We start from the raw sequence: 19,949 nt of genomic DNA on the forward strand, positions 1-19,949 counted from the left end.
GACCACCAGTTGGGATGCGCTTCAGGCGCGGAAGGTTGAGCGGCTTACCAGGGCAGCGTGTTGCCTTGCCAGTCGAGGAAAGTGCCCGAATCCTCGGCGCGCAGCCCTGCGATGACTTCCAGCAGGGCGGCGGCCGATGCCTGTGGATCGAGTGGGGCGCTGGCGCCGCCCATGTCGGTTCGCACCCAGCCCGGATGCAAGGCCACCACCACGATGCCGCGTGTGCGCAGCGCGTGGGACAGCAATACAGTGGCCATGTTCTGCGCTGCCTTGCCGATCGCATAGCTGGGGCTGCGGAATTCACGACGCAGTGCGATTGACCCCAACTCCGAGGAAATATTGACGACGCGCGCCGCGTCAGCCAGCAGGGGCGACACGCGTTGGGTCAGCAGGAAAGGCCCGGCCGCATGCGTGCGGAAGCTGGCTTCCAGGTCCACGGCTTGCACGCTTCCATAGCGCTCCCCGCCGTGCAGCACTCCGGCATTGTTGACCAGCAGGTCAAGCGGCTCACCGTCGGTCAGCAATGGCAGTTCAAGGGCCAGCGCCGCGTGGCTCGTGGGTTCGGCCACGTCCAGTGGCGCCACGTGCAGGTGGCCGGGATATTCCCCGGCCAGCACATTGAGGACCGTAGCCTTGCCGGGTTGCCGACAGGTGGCGATCACGCGCCCGCCGCGTGCCAGCAGTTGCCGCACCAGCGCCAGCCCCAGGCCGCGGTTGGCCCCGGTCACCAGGCAACGTTGCGCGTTCGCATCGCGTTCCATGAAAGCCCCTGCGTGGCGACCATGCCTTGTGGCCTAGTGTAATCAGCGGCCGCGGCCGCTAGCATCGGCGGCTGCGTTGCACCTTCTATATAAGGAATACCTGATGCGCCTGTCCCGTCGTCCGCGTGCCGCCCTGCTTGCCGTCGCCCTGTCCACTGCGCTCGCCGGGCTGGCGGTTTCCCCGCAACAGGCCCAGGCAAAGCCCGCCGGCAGCAGCCAGATCCAGATCAAGTACGACGAGTTCACCCTGCCCAATGGCCTGCGCGTGATCGTGCACACCGACCGCAAGGCGCCCATCGTGGCGGTGAACCTGTGGTACCACGTCGGCAGCAAGAACGAGCAGCCTGGCCGCACCGGCTTCGCCCACCTGTTCGAGCACCTGATGTTCCAAGGCAGCGAGAACCACAAGTCCGAATACTTCGAACCCTACGAGCTGGTCGGCGTGACCGACCAGAACGGCACCACCAACCAGGACCGCACCAATTACTTCCAGAACGTGCCGACCACGGCGCTGGACATGGCGCTGTGGATGGAATCGGACCGCATGGGCCACCTGCTGGGCGCGATCGACCAGAAATCGCTGGACGAGCAGCGCGGCGTGGTCCAGAACGAAAAGCGCCAGGGCGAGAACCAGCCGTATGGCCGGCGCATCAGCGCCAAGATCTTCGAGGCACTTTATCCGGCCGGACATCCCTACAGCTGGCAGACCATCGGCTCGATGGCCGACCTGGATGCCGCCACCCTGGATGACGTGAAAACCTGGTTCAAGAGCTGGTACGGCCCCAACAATGCGGTGCTGGTACTGGCCGGCGACATCGACCTGAAGACCGCCAGGCAGAAGGTGACGCAGTATTTCGGCGACATCCCCGCCAGCGCCACGCTGGCCGACATGCCGACCAATATCCCCAGGCGCGAGCAGGACACCCGCGAGACCGTGCCCGACCGCGTGCCGCAGGTGCGCATCTACCGCGCCTGGCCGGTGGCCGAGCTGGGCAGCAAGGACGCCACCCTGCTGGATCTGTTCGCCGAGGTCCTCGGCGGCAGCGCCTCTTCCCGTTTCGACACCCGGCTGGTGCACGGCGACAAGATCGCCGACAACGCCAGCGCCTATGCCTGGAGCAGCGAGCTGAGCGGCACCTTCTTCCTGGTCGCCACGGTCAAGGACGGCGTCGACGCCGCCAAGGTCGAGAAGACTATGGACGACGAGCTGCAGCGCCTGATCAGCGAAGGTCCGAGCGCGGCCGAACTGGAACGCGCCAAGGTCACCACCCGTGCCGGCTTCGTGCGCGGCATCGAGCGCATCGGCGGCTTTGGCGGCAAGTCCGACGTGCTGGCACAGTGCGCCGTCTATGCCGGCAAGCCCGATTGCTACAAGACCGAGCTGGCCGATATCGATGCGGCCACGCCCGCCGCCGTGCAGGCCGTGGCCAAAAAATGGCTGGGTGTCGGTTCGCACACGCTGCTGGTGCAGCCGAGCGAAACGCCGGCCTCTTCGCTGCCGGAAAAGGTCGTGGCCGCGCCTGCCGCAACCCCCGCCGGGATTCCCGCGGTCGACCCCAAATTCAAGACAGTCAAGAGCAGCATCGACCGCAGCAAGGGCGTGCCGCAGACCACCTCGTTCCCCGCGCTGAAGTTCCCCGCGCTGGAACGGGCCACGCTCTCCAATGGCATGCAGGTGGTGCTGGCCGAACGCCACGAAACGCCGGTGGTGCAGCTTTCGGTCGAGTTCCCGGGAGGCTATTCGGCCGACGTCGGCAAGAAGCTGGGTACCGCCAACTTCGCCATGCAGATGCTCGATGACGGTGCCGGTCCCTACACCGCCCTGGAACTGGCCGCACGCCAGGAAGACCTGGGCGCGCAGATCGGGGTCGGGGCCGGACTGGATTATTCATCGGTGGGCCTGTCGGCCCTGAGCGACAAGCTGCCCGAGTCGCTGGACCTGCTGGCCGACGTGCTGCGCCGCCCGACGTTCGCACCGGAGGAAGTGGAGCGCGTGCGCGCCACCTGGATTGCCGGCATCAAGCAGGAGAAGGCCCGCCCGCAGACCGCGGCCATGCGCATCATGCCGCCGCTGCTGTACGGACAGGGCCACCCGTACGCGATCCCGTTCACCGGCAGCGGCACCGAGGCTTCCATTGCCTCGCTGCGCCGCGAGGACCTGGTGGCGTACCACGACAGCTGGCTGCAGCCGGACAAGGCCCGCATCGTGGTGGTCGGCGATACCAGCCTGACGCAGATCCTGCCGTTGCTGGAGCAGCGCCTGGGTGACTGGAAGACGCCTGCCAACGCCCCCGCGCTGCCGGCCATTCCGACGGTCGCCGCGCCCGCGGCCAACCACGTCTACCTGATCAACCAGGCAGGCGCGACCCAGTCCAACGTCTATGTCGGCCAGCTGATCCCGTCGACCGGCGATGCCGGCACCATCGACTTCGATTTCGCCAACGGCGTGCTGGGTGGCGAGTTCACCTCGCGCCTCAACAGCAACCTGCGCGAGGACAAGCATTGGGCCTACGGTTCCTACAGCAACGCCAGCAACACCCAGGGCCAGCGCCCGTGGTTCGCCTCGGCGGCGGTGCAGACCGACAAGACGGCCGAGTCGGCCAACGAGCTGCGCAGCGAGATCACCGCCTTCGCCAGCGGCCAGAAGCCGGCCACCCCGGCCGAAATCGCCAAGATCCGCGCCAGCAACACGCTCAGCCTGCCGGGCGGCTACGAAACGGCCTCGGCCGTGCAGGCGCAGATCAGCAGCAACCTGCGCTACGGACGTCCGGACGACTACATCGTGCAGTACAAGGCCCGCAACGATGCGATGACCCCGGCCGATGTCACTGCCGCAGCCAGGACACTGGTGCCCGGCTCGCTGATGTACGTGGTAGTGGGCGACCTGTCCAAGGTCGAAGCCCCGATGCGTGCGCTGAAGCTGGGCGAGGTCACCGTGCTGGATGCCGACGGCAAGCCGGTCGCGCCGGCGAAGTAAGCCCGCCCCCTCCCTTGCGAAGCAGGGGAGGGATGGCGAGGGGTTGCTCATGATCTTGATGGTGCTGTCTCGGCCGATCCTGGGTTGCCGCTACCGCGCGAAAAGCACCCCTCCCGGCCTCCCCTGCCCGCTGCGCGTGCAAGGGAGGAGACAGGCTGGCGTTCGCCTGTGCCAAGTGGGCAGGGGAACAAGCCCGGCTTCCTCCCAAGTTCAGACCACCCTGCACATACTCCAGCGCGCTTCCGCCGCCACCGCCTACAGGATTCCCTCATGCGCCTGCCCCTGATCGCCACCTCCCTGGTCCTGCTGCTTTCCGCGTGTACCTGGGTGCAGATGGCACCCGAAGCTGGCGGCGTGCGCGTACTCGCCCCCGGCGCGGCGCCGGCCGATTGCGAAAAGCGTGGCGACGTCACGGTGTCGGTGAAGGACAGCGTGGCCTTCTACGAACGCAACGCGCTGCGGGTCCGTGACGAACTGGAAACCCTGGCCCGCAACGAGGCCCCCGGCATCCAGGCCAACGCGGTGCAGCCCCTGGGTGACCCCGCCGATGGCGCCCAGCGTTTCGCCGCCTATCGCTGCAGCGGACGCTGATCCGGACGGCCCTGCGCGCGCAGGGTCACGGGCATGGGACCAGGCCGGGCGTGCCCGTCCTGCGACCACGCATTCAGTTTCACAGGCCCAGGCGTGCGATCAGGGCCGGAAGCCGGTACCCTTGTCGGCCCTCCGCCCAGCCTCGGCGCCTACCTAGATGCTCTTCCAGAACGTCTCCATCGCGGGACTGGCGCATATCGATGCGCCGCACACCCTGACCTCCAAGGCCATCAACGAACAGTTGCAGCCGACCATGGACCGTCTGGGCATCCGCACCGACGTGCTGGGCGACATCGCCGGCATCCACGCGCGCCGCCTCTGGGACGACGACCAGCAAGCCTCCGACGTGGCCACCCTGGCCGCCCGCCTGGCGATGGAAGACGCGGGCGTGACTGCCGGGCAGATCGGCCTGCTGGTCAACACCTCGGTCAGCCGCGACTACCTGGAACCGTCCACCGCCAGCATCGTGTCCGGCAACCTGGGCATGGGCGAGGACTGCCAGAATTTCGACGTCGCCAATGCCTGCCTGGCCTTTATCAATGGTATGGACATCGCCGCCCGCATGCTCGAACGCGGCGAGATCGACTATGCCCTGGTCGTGGACGGCGAAACCGCCAATCTCGCCTACAAGATGACCCTGGAGCGCATGCAGTCGCCTGACGTCACCGAGGAACAGTTCCGCAGCGAACTGGCCACCCTGACCCTGGGTTGCGGCGCCGCAGCCATGGTCATGTCGCGCAGCGAACTGACCCCGGACGCCCCGCGCTACAAGGGCGGCGTGACCAAGGCCGCCACCCAGTGGAACACCCTGTGCCGCGGCAACCTGGACCGCATGGTCACCGACACCCGCATGCTGCTGATCGAAGGCCTGAAGCTGGCGCAGAAGACCTTCGTCGCGGCCAAGATCGCCCTGGGCTGGGCGGTGGACGAGCTGGACCAGTTCGTCATCCACCAGGTCAGCCAGGTGCATACCCAGGCCTTCATCAAGGCCTTCGGCATCGACCCCAAGAAAGTGCTGACCATCTTCGGCGAGCACGGCAACATCGGCCCGGCCAGCGTGCCGATCGTGCTGAGCAAGCTCAAGCAGCTGGGCCGCCTGAAGAAGGGCGACCGCATCGCCCTGCTCGGCATCGGTTCGGGCCTGAACTGCTCGATGGCCGAAGTGGTCTGGTAAGCGGACGGACATCAGTTTCCAGGGGGCCGGTTCGCCGGCCCTTTTCATTACAGGCGGCGGCACCCGATGAATCTTCCCGGTTATCCCTTCACGCCCCAGCGTTTCGAAGTCCGGCCCGGCCTGTCGATGAGCTATCTCGACGAAGGTCCGCGCGACGGCGAAGTGGTGCTGATGCTGCATGGCAACCCGTCGTGGAGCTATTACTGGCGCAACCTGGTGTCGGGCCTGACGGACCCGGCTTCTGCAAAACGCTACCGCTGCATCGTGCCGGACCACATCGGCATGGGCTTTTCCGACAAGCCCGATGACCGTGCCTACGACTACACCCTGCAATCGCGGGTCGACGATGTGGCCGCGCTGCTCAAGCACCTGGGCATCGACGGCCCGCTGACCCTGGCCGTGCATGACTGGGGCGGCATGATCGGCTTCGGCTGGGCGTTGACGCATGCAGCACAGGTCAGGCGGCTGGTGATCACCAACACGGCCGCATTCCCTTTGCCGAATGCGAAGAAGATGCCCTGGCAGCTGTCGCTGGGACGCGATTCGAAGTTCGGTGCCTTCATCATCCGCGCCTTCAATGCGTTCTCCAGCGGCGCCTCGTACCAGGGCGTGGAATCGAAGATGCCGGCCGACGTGCGCCGCGCCTACGTGTCGCCTTACGACAGCTGGGCCCACCGCATCAGCACGCTGCGCTTCATGCAGGACATCCCGCTGCATCCGGGCGACAGGGCCTGGGCAATGGTGGAAGCGGCCGGGCAACGGCTGCCGCAGTTCGCCGACCGCCCCGCCTTCATCGGCTGGGGCCTGAAGGACTTCGTGTTCGACCGGCACTTCCTGGCCGGCTTCCAGAAGGCGCTGCCCAATGCGCAGGTCACCGCCTTCGACGATGCCGGGCATTACGTGCTCGAGGACAAGCAGGCCGAACTGGTCCCGGCGATCCGCCGATTCCTGGATGCGAACCCCCTGCAGGCTGCATGAAACGTCGGAACGGCAAGCGCCTGGAATCCGCCCATGACTGAAACCTGCAATATCGCCGCCGTGCTGCCGTCGCTGGCCAGGGAGCGTCCCGACCAGGTCGCGATCCGTTGCCCCGGCTCACGCGGCAGCGACGGCCTGGCGCGCTACGACGTGGCCCTGACGTATGCCGCTCTGGATGCACGCAGCGATGCCCTCGCCGCGGGCCTGGCCATGCACGGCATCGTCCGCGGCACGCGCACCGTGGTCATGGTGCGGCCTTCGCCGGAATTCTTCCTGCTGATGTTCGCGCTGTTCAAGGCCGGCGCGGTGCCGGTGCTGGTCGATCCCGGCATCGACCGGCGCGCACTGAAGCAGTGCCTGGATGAGGCGCAGGCCGACGCCTTCATCGGCATTCCACTGGCCCACGTCGCGCGTCTGGTGCTGGGCTGGGCCCGCAGCGCCACACGCCTGGTGACCGTGGGCACGCGCCTGGGCTGGGGCGGGACCACGCTGGCCCAGGTCGAACGCGCCGGCAGCGGCGCCGGCGCGCAACTGGCCGACACCGCGGCCGACGAGACCGCGGGCATTCTTTTCACCAGCGGCTCGACCGGCGTGCCGAAAGGCGTGGTCTACCGGCATCGTCATTTCGTCGCCCAGGTCGAACTGTTGCGCAACGCCTTCGGCATGCAGCCCGGCGGCGTCGACCTGCCGACCTTCCCGCCGTTCGCGCTGTTCGATCCGGCGCTGGGGCTGACCTCGATCATCCCGGACATGGATCCGACCCGTCCGGCCAGCGCCGATCCACGCAAGCTGCTGCATGCGGTCAACCAGTTCGGCGTGACCCAGCTGTTCGGCTCGCCGGCGCTGATGCGGGTGCTGGCCGATCACGGCGAAAAGCTCGCTGGCGTGCAGCGCGTGACCTCCGCCGGCGCGCCGGTGCCGCCGGACGTGGTCGAACGCATCCGCGCATTGTTGCCGGAAGAGGCACAGTTCTGGACCCCGTACGGCGCCACCGAATGCCTGCCGGTGGCGGTGATCGAAGGCCGCGAGCTGCAGGACACCCGTGCCGAAACAGAAAACGGCGCGGGTACCTGCGTCGGCCGGCCGGTAGCGCCGAATGAAGTGCGCATCATCGCGATCGACGATGCGCCGATCGCGCAGTGGGCCGATACGACGCCCGTCCCGCAGGGGAGTGTCGGTGAGATCACCGTCGCCGGCCCTACCGCCACCGACAGCTACTTCAACCGCGACGCAGCCACGCGGGCGGCCAAGATCAGCGAATCGCCGGCCGGCGGTAGCGAACGCATCGTGCACCGCATGGGCGACGTGGGCTATTTCGATGCGCAGGGCCGGCTGTGGTTCTGCGGGCGCAAGACGCAGCGGGTGGAAACCGTACAAGGTCCCTTGTATACGGAACAGGTGGAGCCTGTTTTCAACACGCATCCGGACGTGAAGCGCACTGCGCTGGTGGGGATTGGTGCCGTTGGCAGTCAGAGGCCCGTGCTTTGCTATGAGCTGCAGGCCGGAGTGCCCAGCGGGCGACGTTCGGCCATCCAGGAAGAGCTGCGCCAGATTGCGGCGCGTCATCCGCACACGGCCGGGATTTCCCGCTTCCTGCGGCACCCGGGATTTCCGGTGGATATCCGCCACAACGCTAAGATCGGGCGGGAGAAGCTGGCGGCGTGGGCGGCGACGCAGGGCTGAGGCACTCCCCTTCGAAGGCGGGAGACCCGGCGGCAATAAACTTCTGCAGCAACGGCTGTTGCTTTGCTCCCTCCCTTGCGAAGCAGGGGAGGGCCGGGGAGGGGTTGCCCTTGATCTGGCTCTGCTTTGCTTCAAGAATGGAGTAGCAAGAGGAACAGCCAAGGCAGGATGCCAATGGACAAACTCCGCAGAAGAGCGCGCCAGCTTCGCAACGCTGCCACCGACGCCGAACGGCGGCTTTGGCAGCATCTCCGCCTGAAGCAATTGGCAGGTTTCAAGTTCAGACGGCAAATGCCCATAGCGGGCTACATCGCGGATTTCATGTGCTGCGAAGCGATGCTGATAGTCGAGCTGGATGGCGGACAGCATTTAGAGTGTGGGGACTGCGACCGGCGGCGCACTTTGGCGTTGCAGGCGGTGGGCTATCGGGTTGTGCGCTATTGGAATGATGATGTGTTGCTGCGAACTTCGTTGGTGCTTGAGGATATTCTCGTAAATCTGGCATTGAGCCAGGGCCTTGGCGCAGGAAAATGAGTAGGGGCAGCTAGACCGGCGTGATAGCCAGGAGCTAGCGCCAAGAGCTAAGAACAAGAGCTAAGAACAAGAGCTAAGAACAAGAGCTAAGAACAAGAGCTAAGAACAAGAGCTAAGAACAAGAGCTAAGAACAAGAGCACCCCTCCTCAATCCTCCCCTGCGCTGCGCGCAAGGGAGGAGGCAACAGCAACAGCAACAACGACAGCAACGGCAACAACGGCAACAGCAACAACAACAGCAACAACAGCAACAGCAACAGCAACAGCAACAGCAACAGCAGCAACAGCAGCAACAGCAGCAGCAGCAACAGCAGCAACAGCAGCAACAGCAGCAGCGACACTCCCTCCCATCCCTGACTGCGCGCAAGGCAACAGGTCAAGAGCACAAGCACACATGAAGATCCTTGTCACCGGCGGTGGTGGATTCCTGGGCCAGGCGCTGTGCCGCGGGCTGGTCGAGCGTGGCCACCACGTTGTCAGTTTCAACCGCGGAAACTATCCGGTGCTCGCGCAGATGGGAGTGGGCCAGGTGCAGGGAGACCTGGCCGACGCGCACGCGTTGACGCATGCCGCCGATGGCGTCGAGGCGATCTTCCACAATGCGGCCAAGGCGGGGGCGTGGGGCAGCTACGGCAGTTATCACTCGGCCAATGTCATCGGCACCCAGAACGTGCTCGATGCCTGCCGCCGGCATGGCATCGGCAAGCTGGTGTACACCTCCACCCCCAGCGTCACCCATCGCGCCACCCATCCGGTCGAGGGCGGCACCGCCGAGACCGTGCCCTACGGCGAGAACTTCCAGGCGCCTTATGCCACCACCAAGACCATCGCCGAGAAAGCGGTGCTGGCCGCCAACGATTCGACCCTGGCCACCGTGGCCCTGCGCCCGCGGCTGATCTGGGGTCCGGGCGACCAGCAGATCCTGCCGCGCCTGGTGGCGCGCGCGAAGGCCGGGCGCCTGCGCATCGTCGGCGACGGCAACAACCTGGTCGATACGACTTACATCGACAACGCCGCGCAGGCGCACTTCGATGCCTTCGAACACCTGGCGGCAGGCGCCGCCTGCGCCGGGCGTGCCTATTTCATCTCCAACGGCGAACCCAAGCCGATGGGCGAGCTGCTCAATGCCTTGCTCGATGCGGCCGGCGCGCCGCGCGTCGACAGGCATTTGTCCTTCAAGGCCGCCTATCGCATCGGCGCGGCGTGCGAAGTGCTGTGGAAGGTGCTGCCGTTGCAAGGCGAACCACCGATGACGCGCTTCCTGGCCGAGCAGCTCAGCACCACGCACTGGTACGACATGGCGCCGGCCACGCGCGACTTCGGCTACCGGCCGCGCGTCAGTTTTGACGAAGGGCTCACAAGACTGAAGCAATCTTTATCGAAAGGCGCCGCCCTCACCTGAAAAACACTTCCGCTCAGGATGATGAACGGCACAGCCACCCCGGCTTACCACTTCCTCCGGAGCTTCCCATGTTGCATTACGCCGTCATCTTCCTGGTCATCGCCATCATCGCCGCCGTGCTGGGTTTCAGCGGCATTGCCGGCGCCGCCAGCAGCATCGCCTGGATCCTGTTCGTGGTCTTCCTGATCCTGGCCATCGTTGCCTTCCTGCGCAAGAAAGTCTGATCCTGCCAGCGTCGTCGCTGTCCACGGCAGCGACGACGGCTGGTTACGCCTGCCGGGTAGAATGCCCCGCATGGCAACCTCTCCTTTCGACGCACTCAAGCCGCTCGCTGGCCGCGCACTTGAGTCCGCACTCAATCGCGCCCTCGCGCTCGATCCCGATACGCTGCAGGCGCTGAAGCCTCTCGATGGCCGACAGGTGGCACTGACCCTGGACGCGCCTGCACTGGCTTTGCAGGTGACCGTCGCCGGCGACCGGCTGGTGGTCGGCCCGGTGGATGCGAACCAGGAACCCGACCTCGCCGTGCGCACCACGCTGGGTGGCCTGCTTGGCCAGCTGCCGTTCCTGCGCAAGGACAACGTCGCACCCGTAGGCCGCGTGCGTGTCTCGGGGGACGCCGAACTGGCGCGCCGCCTGCAGACCCTGGCCGACCGTTTCGATCCCGACTGGCAGCAACCCTTCGTGGCCGTGTTTGGCGAGATCATCGGCGTGCAGATTGCCAACGCCGCGCGTGGCGCCTTGCGCCAGTTGCGCAGCGTCGGCGGCAACCTGGCCCAGAACGCGGCCGAATTCGTCACCGAGGAATCACGCGACGTGGTCGGGCGCGCCGAACTCAATGCCTTCCACGACGACGTCGACGCCCTGCGCGATGACGTCGATCGCCTGCAGGCCAAGGTCGATCGCCTGCACGGAAGCCGGGCATGAAGGCCGCCCTGCGGGCCAGCAAGATCGGCCGGGTGCTGTTGCGCTACCGTCTGGACGACCTGTTCGAAGACACCCCGGCCGAGCGCTGGCTGAAGCTGGCACGGCCCTTCGTGCCACGTGCCTCGGCCACCATCGCCGCCCAGTCGCGCGGCGCGCGCCTGCGCCTGGCGCTGCAGGAGCTGGGTCCGATCTTCGTGAAGTTCGGCCAGATCCTGTCGACCCGCCGCGACCTGGTGCCGCCGGACGTGGCCGACGAACTGTCGCAGCTGCAGGACCGGGTCAAGCCGTTCGATGGCGAGACCGCACGCGCCATCGTCGAGCAGGCCCTGGGAATGCCGGTGACCGAGGCCTTCGCCTCCTTCGATACCTCGCCATTGGCATCAGCCTCGATCGCCCAGGTGCATGCGGCCACGCTGCTGCCCGACGCCAATGGGGTGTCGCGGGACGTGGTGGTCAAGGTGCTGCGGCCGAAGATCGAGAAACAGATCAAGGCCGATATCGCCCTGCTCAATTCGGTCGCCGCGGTGGTCGACCGCGCCCATCCCAGCGCCGACAAGATCCGCCCGCGCGAGATCGTCGCCGAGATCGAAACCACGCTGGCCGCCGAACTCGACCTGCAGCGCGAGGGCGGCAACGCCAGCGTGATGCGGCGCATGTGGCTGGATTCGGACGACCTGTACGTGCCCGAGATCGTATGGAGCCACAGTGCCGAGCGCGCCCTGACCATGGAGCGCGTGCATGGCATCCCCTCCGATGACATCGCCGCGCTGGACGCGGCCGGCATCGACCGCAAGGCATTGGCGGCCAAGGGCGTGCGCGTGTTCTACACGCAGGTGTTCCGCGACAATTTCTTCCACGCCGACGCGCACGCCGGCAACATCTGGGTCGACAGCGACCCGGCGCGCAAGTCCAACCCGCGGTTCATCGCGCTGGACTTCGGCATCATGGGCCAGCTCTCGCAGCAGGATCAGTATTACCTGGCCGAGAATTTCATGGCCATCTTCAACAAGGACTACCGGCGCATCGCCGAGCTGCACGTGGAAGCAGGCTGGATGCCGGCCACCGTGCGCATCGACGAACTGGAAGCGGCCGCGCGCTCGGTCTGCGAGCCGTACTTCACCCGTCCGCTGTCGGAAATTTCGCTGGCCGAAGTGCTGATCAAGCTGTTCCGCACCGCGCAGAAGTACGAGCTGACCTTGCAGCCGCAACTGATACTGCTGCAGAAGACCCTGCTGAACATCGAAGGCGTCGGTCGCCAGCTGGACCCGCAGCTCGACATCTGGGCGGTGGCCAAGCCGGTGCTGGAACGCATCCTGCTGGATCGCTACAGCCCGCAGCGCGCCGCCCAGGAATTGCGCAAGCGCCTGCCCGAGATCATGACCCACGCCCCTGACATGCCGCGGCTGGTGCATGCCTGGCTGAAGCAGCAGGTGGAAGGCAAGCATGAGCTGGCCTTGCGCTCGCGCGACCTCAATGAACTGGCCGCGACCATGAAGGGCATGCAGCGGCGCATCGTCGCCGCCATCCTCGGCACCGGCCTGCTGATCGTGGCGGCGGTGCTGTATGGATTCGAAGCGGGCGGACCGCGGTTCTTCGGGATTCCGGCCTCATCGTGGATTGCGGGCGTGGGCGGGCTGTGGGCGCTGCTGGCGGCGTGGCCACGGCGTTGACGATGCCTGTTCCGATGTCGGTTGCCCCCGCAATGACGCCTCCCGTCCGCCTTGCGGTTCCGCAACGCGCCTCGCGACCGCAGAACCTCCACCGATGAGCCAGGATCCCTACAGCATCACCTTCTCCAGCCATGTGGCTGGATTGAAAGCCTGGGTGCGCGGTCCCGGCACGCTCGAGAACACCCTGGCCTACTGGCGGGCCATCGAGGCGGAACTGCGCCGACGGCCCGCTGCGGCGCTGCTGCTGGTGGACGAGATGCGCGGCGCGGCGCTGTCGGAAGAGCAATGGCGGCAAGTGGTCGAGATCATGAAGGGAGGCCCGCTGGACCAGTTCCGGGTCGCGCACGTCAAGCCCAACGGGTTGCAGACGATCGAATACTGCGAACTGTTCGCGGTCGAAGCCGGCATCTGTGCGCGCGTCTTCACCCATGAAGCCGAGGCGGTCAGGTGGCTGCGGCACGGATTGAGGTAGGGAGCCGCACCATGGACGCCCCGGCCCCTGCCTGCGAACAGTCACTGGGTGTGCTGTTCGCCGACGAGCATCTTGCCGTCATCGACAAGCCCGCCGGGCTGATGGTCCATGACAGCAAGCTGGCGCGCGGCGAGACCGATTTCGCCGCCGACCGCCTGCGCGAGCAGTTCGGCAAACCCATTTTCCTGATCCACCGGCTGGACCGCGCCACCAGTGGGTGCCTGCTGCTGGCCTTCGACCGCGAGACTGCCAGCGCGCTGGGCAAGAACCTGATGTCGCAGGATTTCGTCAAGGAATACCTGGCGGTGTGCCGTGGTTGGCCCGAAGCATCGTTCACCATCGACCATGCGCTCGACGGCGGGCCCGGCAAGCCGGAGAAGAAGCCGGCGGTGACCCACTTCCAGCGCCTGGCCACCGGCGAACTGCCGGTGCCGTCGAACGGTTTCGAAAACTCGCGCTATGCGCTGCTGCGTTGCCAGCTGGAGACCGGCCGCTTCCGCCAGATCCGCCGGCACCTGAAACATGCGTTCCACCACATGATCGGCGATACCAGCCACGGCGATGGCCGCCACAACCTGCAGTTCCGCATGCGCGGCGTGCATCGGATGCTGCTGCACGCCTCGCGCCTGTCTTTTACCCACCCGGCCAGTGGCCAGCGCATCGCGGCGATCGCGCCGCTGGATGCGGAGTGGCGCAAGGTGTTCGCGCTGTTCGGCTGGGACGAAACCCTGGTGTAGGGCGGGCCAGGCCCGCTCCTGCGAAGTGAATGTCAGCCGATCTTCAGCGCGGCCATCACGATCAATGCGATGGCGCTGGCGAAGCCGACGAACCACACCAGGCTGCGCAGTGCCTGTACGTTGTTGATGTAGAACACGCCATGCAGGACACGGGCGACGACGAAGACGATGGCCAGCAGGTTGATGGTCATCGGACTGACGCCAGCCAGTTGCGCCATCAGCACGCCGGCGACGAAAGCGGGAAACGACTCGAAGCCGTTGAGGTGCGCGGCGTGCGCGCGCTGCGAGCGCGGGTTGGTCTGTTTGGTCTGCCAGTCGCGCGGGTCGCGGTTGTTGTAGCGTTCGCCCGAGCGCTTGGCCACCGACACCCACAGATAGGGCAGCAATGCGGCGAGCAGGATGCACCAGTAGGCAATGGCCATGTTCGTTCCAGTCGGAAGATGCGGCTAGCCTAGCCGAAGTGCATGCAAAAAAGAGACGGCGCCTTGCGGCGCCGTTCCTTCGTTTCCGCGATCGGCTGGCTTACTTGGCCGCGGCGGCTACCGGCTTGGCCTGGATCATCCGGTCGCGCGCGGCCTTGAACGGATTGCCGGCGTACCAGTTCGGCCACGTGTCGCCCGCGGCCAGTTCCTTGCCCACGCCATACAGTGCGGTGAGGTCATCGACGGTGCCGTCCAGTTTCCAGGTGGCCGCGTCGTACTGGTCTGCAGGCTTGTGGTAGCGGTTCTTGCCGTAGTCCTCGCCTGCGGCCTTGCCGGCCTCGGCGCCGCCTTCGACCAGGTCTTCGCCGCCGTCGGCATACAGCGCCGGCACGCCGGCCTTGGCGAAGTTGAAGTGGTCGGAACGGAAGTAGTAGCCGCTTTGCACCGAGGATTCGCCATGCAAGGTGCGGCCCTGCGCGGCGGCGATGGGCTTGAGGATGTCCTCGAGCTCTGAGCTGCCGAAACCGGTGACGGTGATGTCCCTGGCCTTGCCGGCCACCGACATGGCGTCGATGTTGATCACCCCGGCGATCTTGGCGAGCGGGAAGGTCGGATGGGCGACGTAATACTTGGAACCCAGCAGGCCCGACTCTTCCAGCGTTACGGCCAGGAATACCAGCGAACGCAGTGGCTTCGGATCCTGGTGGGCGAAGGCCTCGGCGATCTCCAGGATGCCGGCCACGCCGGTGGCGTTGTCGATGGCACCGTTGTAGATGTTGTCGCCGGCCTCACCCTCGTGCTTGCCCAGGTGGTCCCAGTGGGCCATGTACAGCACCGCTTCGTCGGGACGTTCGCTGCCGGGCAGCACGCCGACCACGTTGCGCGACTTCTTCTCGCTGATCGTGCTCTTCAGGTCGAAAGACACCTTGGCCTTCAGCGGGACGGGTTTGAAGCCGCGCTTGCCGGCGTCCTTGTACGCCTGGGCCAGGTCCAGCCCGGCATCGGCGAAAAGCTGTTTCGCCACGTCGGCCGTGATCCAGCCCTGCGCCGGGATGCGCGCATCCGGGTCGTCCTTGGAAGGCAGGTCGTACTGCGCGCCGGACCAGGAGTTCTTCACCACGTCCCAGCCGTAGCTGGCGCCGGCATCGTCATGGATGATCAACGCGGCGGCGGCGCCCTTGCGCGCGGCTTCCTCGAACTTGTAGGTCCAGCGCCCGTAATAGGTCATGCGCTTGCCTTCGAACAGCTTGGCGTCATCGGCATGGAAGCCCGGGTCGTTGACGAACATGACCACGGTCTTGCCCTTCCAGTCCTGGCCGGCGTAATCGTTCCACTGCTGCTCCGGCGCATCCACGCCATAGCCCACGAACACCAGTTCGCTGTCCTGCACCTTCACTTCCGGCTGGCCGGTGCGGGTGCCGAGGACCATCTCGCTGCCGAACTTGAGCTCGCGGGTCTTGCCGTTGGCGTCGAGCTTCAGCACGGTGCCGGTGTCGGCGGTGGTCTCGACCATCGACACGTCCTGGAAATAGCTGTCGCCATTGCCCGGCTTCAGGCCGATGCGCTGCATCTGCGCCTGGATATATTCGACGGTCTTGTCCTCACCCACCGAACCCGGGCCGCGGCCCTCGAATTCGTCGGAAGACAGCGTCTTCACCAGCTCGGCGAAATCGGTCGCGTTGATGTCATTGGCGAAAGCGTGGGCGGGCGCGGCCGGGGCGGCAGGCGCGCTCGGCGCGGCGGCCGGGGTCGCGGGCGTTTCGCCATCGCGCTTGCAGGCAGCAAGCGCGGCAAGCATGGCAATGGAAAGCAGTAACTGGGATCGCATCCGGGATTCCTCGATTCAGGAACCCCGGATTCTAGCCTGTCCGGCCTTCGCTTCAGTCCTGCGGTGCGGTATCGGTGTCGAAGCTGCGCGCAGTGGCGCCGGTGATCTTGCCGGTCCTGGCGGTGCGGTGGACGTACAGCACCACCTCGCGCTCGAACACCAGCGGGCCTTCGACCACGGCACGCGGGCCGATGATGATGCGCTGTGGCTTCTTCTTGTCCATGTTGAACATGCCGGTCGGCTTCTGCACCCGCAGCCCGCCGGCCACATGCGAATCGACTCCGACGGTGACATTGCCGCGCACGGTCTCGATGCCCCCGCCCAATTGCGTGGCCACCAGTCCGATCGCGCCGTTCACGGTTTCCGCGCCGCCTTTCACCTTGCCACCGCGGTCCACGAAGATGCTGCCGTTGACCGTCTCCAGGCCGCCGTTGACGGTGACGTCACGATCCAGCCTGATGCCGCCATTGACCGTTTCCAGCGCGCCGACCGTGGCCTTGTCGCCGACGCTGATGCTACCGTTTACGGTGCCGGCGTCCTGGGTGGTTGCGCCTCCGGCGATGCGGATGCTGCCGTTGACGGTTTCCAGGTCACCATAGGCCTGGCCGGCCTCGGCGCTGATGCTGCCATTGACCTTGGAGATGTCCTCGGCGGCGAAGGCGGGCGCGATGCACAGCGCCAGGGTGAGGAACAGGGCAGTGCGACGTGGGGACATGGGGAGTTTCCTCTGTTGGGTGATCACGATGGGTTGATCAGTGCGATGCGCAGGACGCGTGCAGGGTTTAAACCCTCCAGGACTGCGCATGGACTACGGAACGCGAAGCCGGTTCCAAGCAGGCCTCATCGAAGGGCTCCTTGAAGCAGACTGCATGGGAGCAGGCTTCGCTACAATCCACACCTGCCTGAAGTCACTGGATTGCCGCCGTGCCCCCATCCCCTGCGTCCCCGTCGCGCCCCAAGCCCGTGGTCCTGCTGATCCTGGATGGCTGGGGACATCGTGAGGAGACCGCCGACAACGCAGTGGCCCAGGCCACCCTGCCGCATTGGCGACAGTTGCTGGCGACCGCACCGCACACGCTGATCCACACCGAGGGCCGGCACGTCGGATTGCCCGACGGGCAGATGGGCAATTCGGAAGTGGGGCACATGAACCTGGGCGCGGGCCGCATCGTCTACCAGGACCTGACCCGCATCGATGCGGCCATCGAGGACGGCAGCTTCTTCGAGAATGCCGAACTGGTCGCGGCCTGCGAAGACGCCAGCAGCGGCGATCGCACCCTGCACGTCTTCGGCCTGCTCTCGCCCGGCGGCGTGCACAGCCATGAGACGCACATCTTCGCCATGCTCGACATGGCCAAGCGCCGTGGCGTGCCGCGCGTGGCCGTGCATGCCTTCCTGGACGGGCGCGATACGCCGCCACGCTCGGCCGAGGCCAGCCTCAGGGCCCTGCAGTCGGAATGCGAAACCCTGGGCAACGCGCACATCGCCTCGGTCAGTGGCCGCTATTACGCGATGGACCGCGACCAGCGCTGGGATCGCCTGCGCCTGGCCTGGGATGCAATCGTCGAAGCCAGCAGCCCGCAGCATGCGGCCGACTCGCTCTCGGCGTTGCGTGAAGCGTACGCGCGCGGGGAAAACGACGAGTTCGTGTTGCCCACGGTGATCGACGGCGCGCGGCCGATGCATGACGGCGATGCCGTGGTGTTCATGAATTTCCGCGCCGATCGCGCCCGCCAGATCACCTCGGCGTTCGTGTCGCCGGGTTTCGACGGTTTCCACGCACGCCGGCCACTGCTGTCGCGTTACGTCTGCCTCACCGAATACGACGCCCGGCTGCCGGCCGCGGTGGCCTATGGCCCCGACGACCTGCGGCACACGCTGGGTGAACTGCTGGCCGAGGCCGGCCTGACCCAGCTGCGCATCGCCGAGACCGAGAAATACGCGCACGTCACCTTCTTCTTCAGTGGCGGCCGCGAAGATCCCTTCGCCGGCGAGGAACGCATCCTGGTGCCCAGCCCCAAGGTTGCGACCTACGACCTGCAGCCGGCCATGAGCCTGCCCGAACTGACCGCCAGGCTGGTGCAGGCGATCGCCTCGGCGCGCTTCGACGTGATCATCTGCAACATCGCCAACCCGGACATGGTCGGGCACAGCGGCGACCTGCAGGCCGCGATCCTGGCGGCGCAGGCGGTCGATATCGCGATCGGTGAAGTGGAGGCCGCGGTCCGCGCGCAGCATGGCGCGCTGGTCATCACCGCCGACCACGGCAACCTGGAAATGATGCGCGACCCCGCAACCGGTCAGCCGCACACCGCGCACACCGTCGGCCCGGTGCCGCTGGTCTACGTCGGCGAACACCACGCCACCCTGCGTCCGGGGGGTGCCCTGCGCGACGTCGCGCCCACCCTGCTCGACCTGCTGGGCCTGCCGCAACCGGCGGAGATGAGCGGTCGCAGCCTGTTCGACAGCGCCGGATGAAGCATCGCTTCGCGCTCGCCTGTCTCGCCCTTGCGCTGGGCTTCGCCGCGATCGCCCCGGCGCCCGCGCAGAGCCAGCGTGAAGCCGAGAAGAAACTGCTGAAGCTGCGCGGCGAGCTGAAGACCATCGCCCAGGAGCGCCGCAAACTGGAAGACGCGCGCGGCGAGGCGGCGCGCAAGCTGCGCAGCGCCGACGAGCAGGTCGGCAAGTCCAGCCGCTCGCTCAGCGAAACCGAGGCCGCGCTGCAACGCGAGGAAGCCGGGCTGGCCAGGCTGCAACAGCAGCGCGATGGCATGCGCGCGCGCCTGGGCAGCCAGCGCGCGCAGTTGACCGCGCTGGTGCGCGCGTCCTACCAGTTGGGCAGCAATGCGCCGCTGAAGGTGCTGCTGTCGCAGGACCGCGTGGCCGATGCCAACCGCGTGCTCGCCTATCACCGTTACGTGCAAGGCGACCGCAGCCGCCGGATTGCCGCGCTCAGCGCCGAATTGAAGGCCCTGGATGACGTGGAGCGCGACATCGCCGCGCGCCGCGCGCAGCTGGATGCCACCCGCAACCAGCAGCGCGCGCGGGTCCAGGTGCTGGCGAAAGACCGCACGGCCAGTGCCGCGCTGACCGCCGAGCTCGACCAGCGTTACCAGGACCGGGCGGCGCGCGAGAAGGCGCTGGGCCAGGATGCGCGCTCGCTCGAGCGCCTGCTGGCCAACCTGCGTGCCGCCGCCGCGCGGGCCGAAGCCGAACGCCGGGCCGAGGCCAGGCGCGTGGCCCTGCAGCAGGCCGCGGAAAAGAAAGCCGCCGCCGCCGCGCGTGCCAGCGGCGACAAGCCGCCCGCGCCGGCACGCGCGCCGGCCAGGCCGGTGGTGGCCAGTGCGCCGGCACTGAAAGTCGGCGGACTTGGCTGGCCGCTTGCGGGCAACCTGCTGGCGCGCTTCGGCGGCCGCATGCCCGACGGACGCAGCAGTGCCGGCGTGCTGATCGGCGCGCCCACTGGCAGCACGGTCACCGCGGTGGCCGACGGCAGCGTGGTGTTTTCCGAATGGATGACCGGCTACGGCCTGATCCTGATCGTCGACCACGGCAACGGCTACATGAGCCTGTATGCGCACAATGAAAGCCTGCTGCGCGATGCCGGCGACAAGGTCAGGCGCGGCGATGCGGTAGCCAAGGTCGGCAGCTCCGGCGGGCAGGGCACGCCGGCGCTGTATTTCGAACTGCGCCGCAACGGCCAGCCGATCGATCCGGCCACGTGGCTGCAGCGCCGCTGAACCCGCGCGCCGGCGTGCCCGGCGGCTTTACGACGGGTTTACAGCGGCCTCGC

19 protein-coding genes are annotated in these 19,949 nt (G+C 66.8%); 14 read left to right on the forward strand and 5 right to left on the reverse strand.

Annotated features, from left to right (window positions below; translation table 11 throughout):
* Positions 1–44: 44 nt before the first annotated feature.
* Positions 45–761, reverse strand: a complete 717-nt coding sequence (locus tag DT603_RS08885) for an SDR family oxidoreductase (RefSeq protein ID WP_162349525.1) — start codon at positions 759–761, stop codon at positions 45–47.
* Between the two features lie 103 nt (positions 762–864).
* Here DT603_RS08885 and DT603_RS08890 point away from each other — a divergent pair, with 103 nt between their 5' ends.
* The 6 genes from DT603_RS08890 to DT603_RS08915 all read left to right on the forward strand — a co-directional run bounded on the left by DT603_RS08890 (position 865) and on the right by DT603_RS08915 (position 8,698).
* Positions 865–3,738 carry a M16 family metallopeptidase gene (locus DT603_RS08890; RefSeq protein ID WP_162349526.1) on the forward strand — a complete coding sequence of 958 codons (2,874 nt, stop codon included), beginning with the start codon at positions 865–867 and terminating at the stop codon, positions 3,736–3,738.
* A 270-nt stretch (positions 3,739–4,008) separates the two neighbouring features.
* A complete protein-coding gene (locus tag DT603_RS08895) occupies positions 4,009–4,329 on the forward strand; it encodes a DUF4156 domain-containing protein (RefSeq protein ID WP_162349527.1) in 321 nt (106 codons plus the stop codon).
* Between the two features lie 157 nt (positions 4,330–4,486).
* Positions 4,487–5,503, forward strand: coding sequence for a 3-oxoacyl-ACP synthase III (locus DT603_RS08900; protein WP_162349528.1), 1,017 nt, complete (start codon positions 4,487–4,489; stop codon positions 5,501–5,503).
* A gap of 66 nt (positions 5,504–5,569) precedes the next feature.
* Positions 5,570–6,481, forward strand: a complete 912-nt coding sequence (locus DT603_RS08905; RefSeq protein ID WP_162349529.1) for an alpha/beta fold hydrolase — start codon at positions 5,570–5,572, stop codon at positions 6,479–6,481.
* A gap of 33 nt (positions 6,482–6,514) precedes the next feature.
* On the forward strand, positions 6,515–8,164 hold the full coding sequence (oleC, locus tag DT603_RS08910; protein ID WP_162349530.1) for an olefin beta-lactone synthetase: 1,650 nt from the start codon (positions 6,515–6,517) through the stop codon (positions 8,162–8,164).
* Positions 8,165–8,338: 174 nt separating this feature from the next.
* Positions 8,339–8,698, forward strand: coding sequence for an endonuclease domain-containing protein (locus DT603_RS08915; RefSeq protein WP_162349531.1), 360 nt, complete (start codon positions 8,339–8,341; stop codon positions 8,696–8,698).
* Positions 8,699–8,823: 125 nt separating this feature from the next.
* On the opposite strand, the gene DT603_RS08920 is transcribed toward DT603_RS08915, so the two are convergent.
* On the reverse strand, positions 8,824–9,039 hold the full coding sequence (locus DT603_RS08920) for a hypothetical protein (protein ID WP_162349532.1): 216 nt from the start codon (positions 9,037–9,039) through the stop codon (positions 8,824–8,826).
* A gap of 53 nt (positions 9,040–9,092) precedes the next feature.
* On the opposite strand from DT603_RS08920, the gene oleD reads away from it, so the two are divergent.
* The 6 genes from oleD to DT603_RS08950 all read left to right on the forward strand — a co-directional run bounded on the left by oleD (position 9,093) and on the right by DT603_RS08950 (position 13,906).
* Entirely contained in the window at positions 9,093–10,100 is a 1,008-nt protein-coding gene (gene oleD / locus DT603_RS08925; protein ID WP_162349533.1) for a 2-alkyl-3-oxoalkanoate reductase, read from the forward strand.
* Between the two features lie 68 nt (positions 10,101–10,168).
* On the forward strand, positions 10,169–10,324 hold the full coding sequence (locus DT603_RS08930) for a DUF1328 domain-containing protein (protein ID WP_162349534.1): 156 nt from the start codon (positions 10,169–10,171) through the stop codon (positions 10,322–10,324).
* 70 nt (positions 10,325–10,394) lie between these two features.
* Positions 10,395–11,027 (forward strand): ubiquinone biosynthesis accessory factor UbiJ, encoded by a 633-nt coding sequence (locus DT603_RS08935; RefSeq protein ID WP_162349535.1) that lies wholly within the window; start codon positions 10,395–10,397, stop codon positions 11,025–11,027.
* Positions 11,024–12,697, forward strand: a complete 1,674-nt coding sequence (ubiB, locus tag DT603_RS08940) for a ubiquinone biosynthesis regulatory protein kinase UbiB (RefSeq protein WP_162349536.1) — start codon at positions 11,024–11,026, stop codon at positions 12,695–12,697. Before DT603_RS08935 ends, ubiB begins: the two co-directional genes overlap by 4 nt.
* A 94-nt stretch (positions 12,698–12,791) precedes the next feature.
* The gene (locus DT603_RS08945) at positions 12,792–13,169 is read left to right on the forward strand and encodes a hypothetical protein (RefSeq protein WP_162349537.1); all 378 of its coding nucleotides are present in this window, start codon (positions 12,792–12,794) and stop codon (positions 13,167–13,169) included.
* A gap of 11 nt (positions 13,170–13,180) precedes the next feature.
* Positions 13,181–13,906, forward strand: coding sequence for a pseudouridine synthase (locus DT603_RS08950; protein WP_162349538.1), 726 nt, complete (start codon positions 13,181–13,183; stop codon positions 13,904–13,906).
* Between the two features lie 32 nt (positions 13,907–13,938).
* On the opposite strand, the gene DT603_RS08955 is transcribed toward DT603_RS08950, so the two are convergent.
* The 3 genes from DT603_RS08955 to DT603_RS08965 form a co-directional block, all read right to left on the reverse strand.
* On the reverse strand, positions 13,939–14,328 hold the full coding sequence (locus DT603_RS08955) for an MAPEG family protein (RefSeq protein WP_162349539.1): 390 nt from the start codon (positions 14,326–14,328) through the stop codon (positions 13,939–13,941).
* Between the two features lie 100 nt (positions 14,329–14,428).
* Complete coding sequence (locus DT603_RS08960; RefSeq protein ID WP_162349540.1) at positions 14,429–16,156, reverse strand: M28 family metallopeptidase; 1,728 nt, start codon at positions 16,154–16,156, stop codon at positions 14,429–14,431.
* Between the two features lie 52 nt (positions 16,157–16,208).
* A complete protein-coding gene (locus DT603_RS08965) occupies positions 16,209–16,871 on the reverse strand; it encodes a DUF4097 family beta strand repeat-containing protein (RefSeq protein WP_162349541.1) in 663 nt (220 codons plus the stop codon).
* Between the two features lie 209 nt (positions 16,872–17,080).
* Here DT603_RS08965 and gpmI point away from each other — a divergent pair, with 209 nt between their 5' ends.
* Positions 17,081–18,634, forward strand: a complete 1,554-nt coding sequence (gene gpmI, locus DT603_RS08970; protein ID WP_162349542.1) for a 2,3-bisphosphoglycerate-independent phosphoglycerate mutase — start codon at positions 17,081–17,083, stop codon at positions 18,632–18,634.
* Positions 18,631–19,896 (forward strand): murein hydrolase activator EnvC family protein, encoded by a 1,266-nt coding sequence (locus DT603_RS08975; protein ID WP_162349543.1) that lies wholly within the window; start codon positions 18,631–18,633, stop codon positions 19,894–19,896. Before gpmI ends, DT603_RS08975 begins: the two co-directional genes overlap by 4 nt.
* The last annotated feature ends 53 nt before the right edge of the window (positions 19,897–19,949 follow it).

Origin of the sequence: Pseudoxanthomonas gei, assembly GCF_010119615.1 — a bacterium.
Lineage (GTDB): Bacteria > Pseudomonadota > Gammaproteobacteria > Xanthomonadales > Xanthomonadaceae > Pseudoxanthomonas_A > Pseudoxanthomonas_A gei.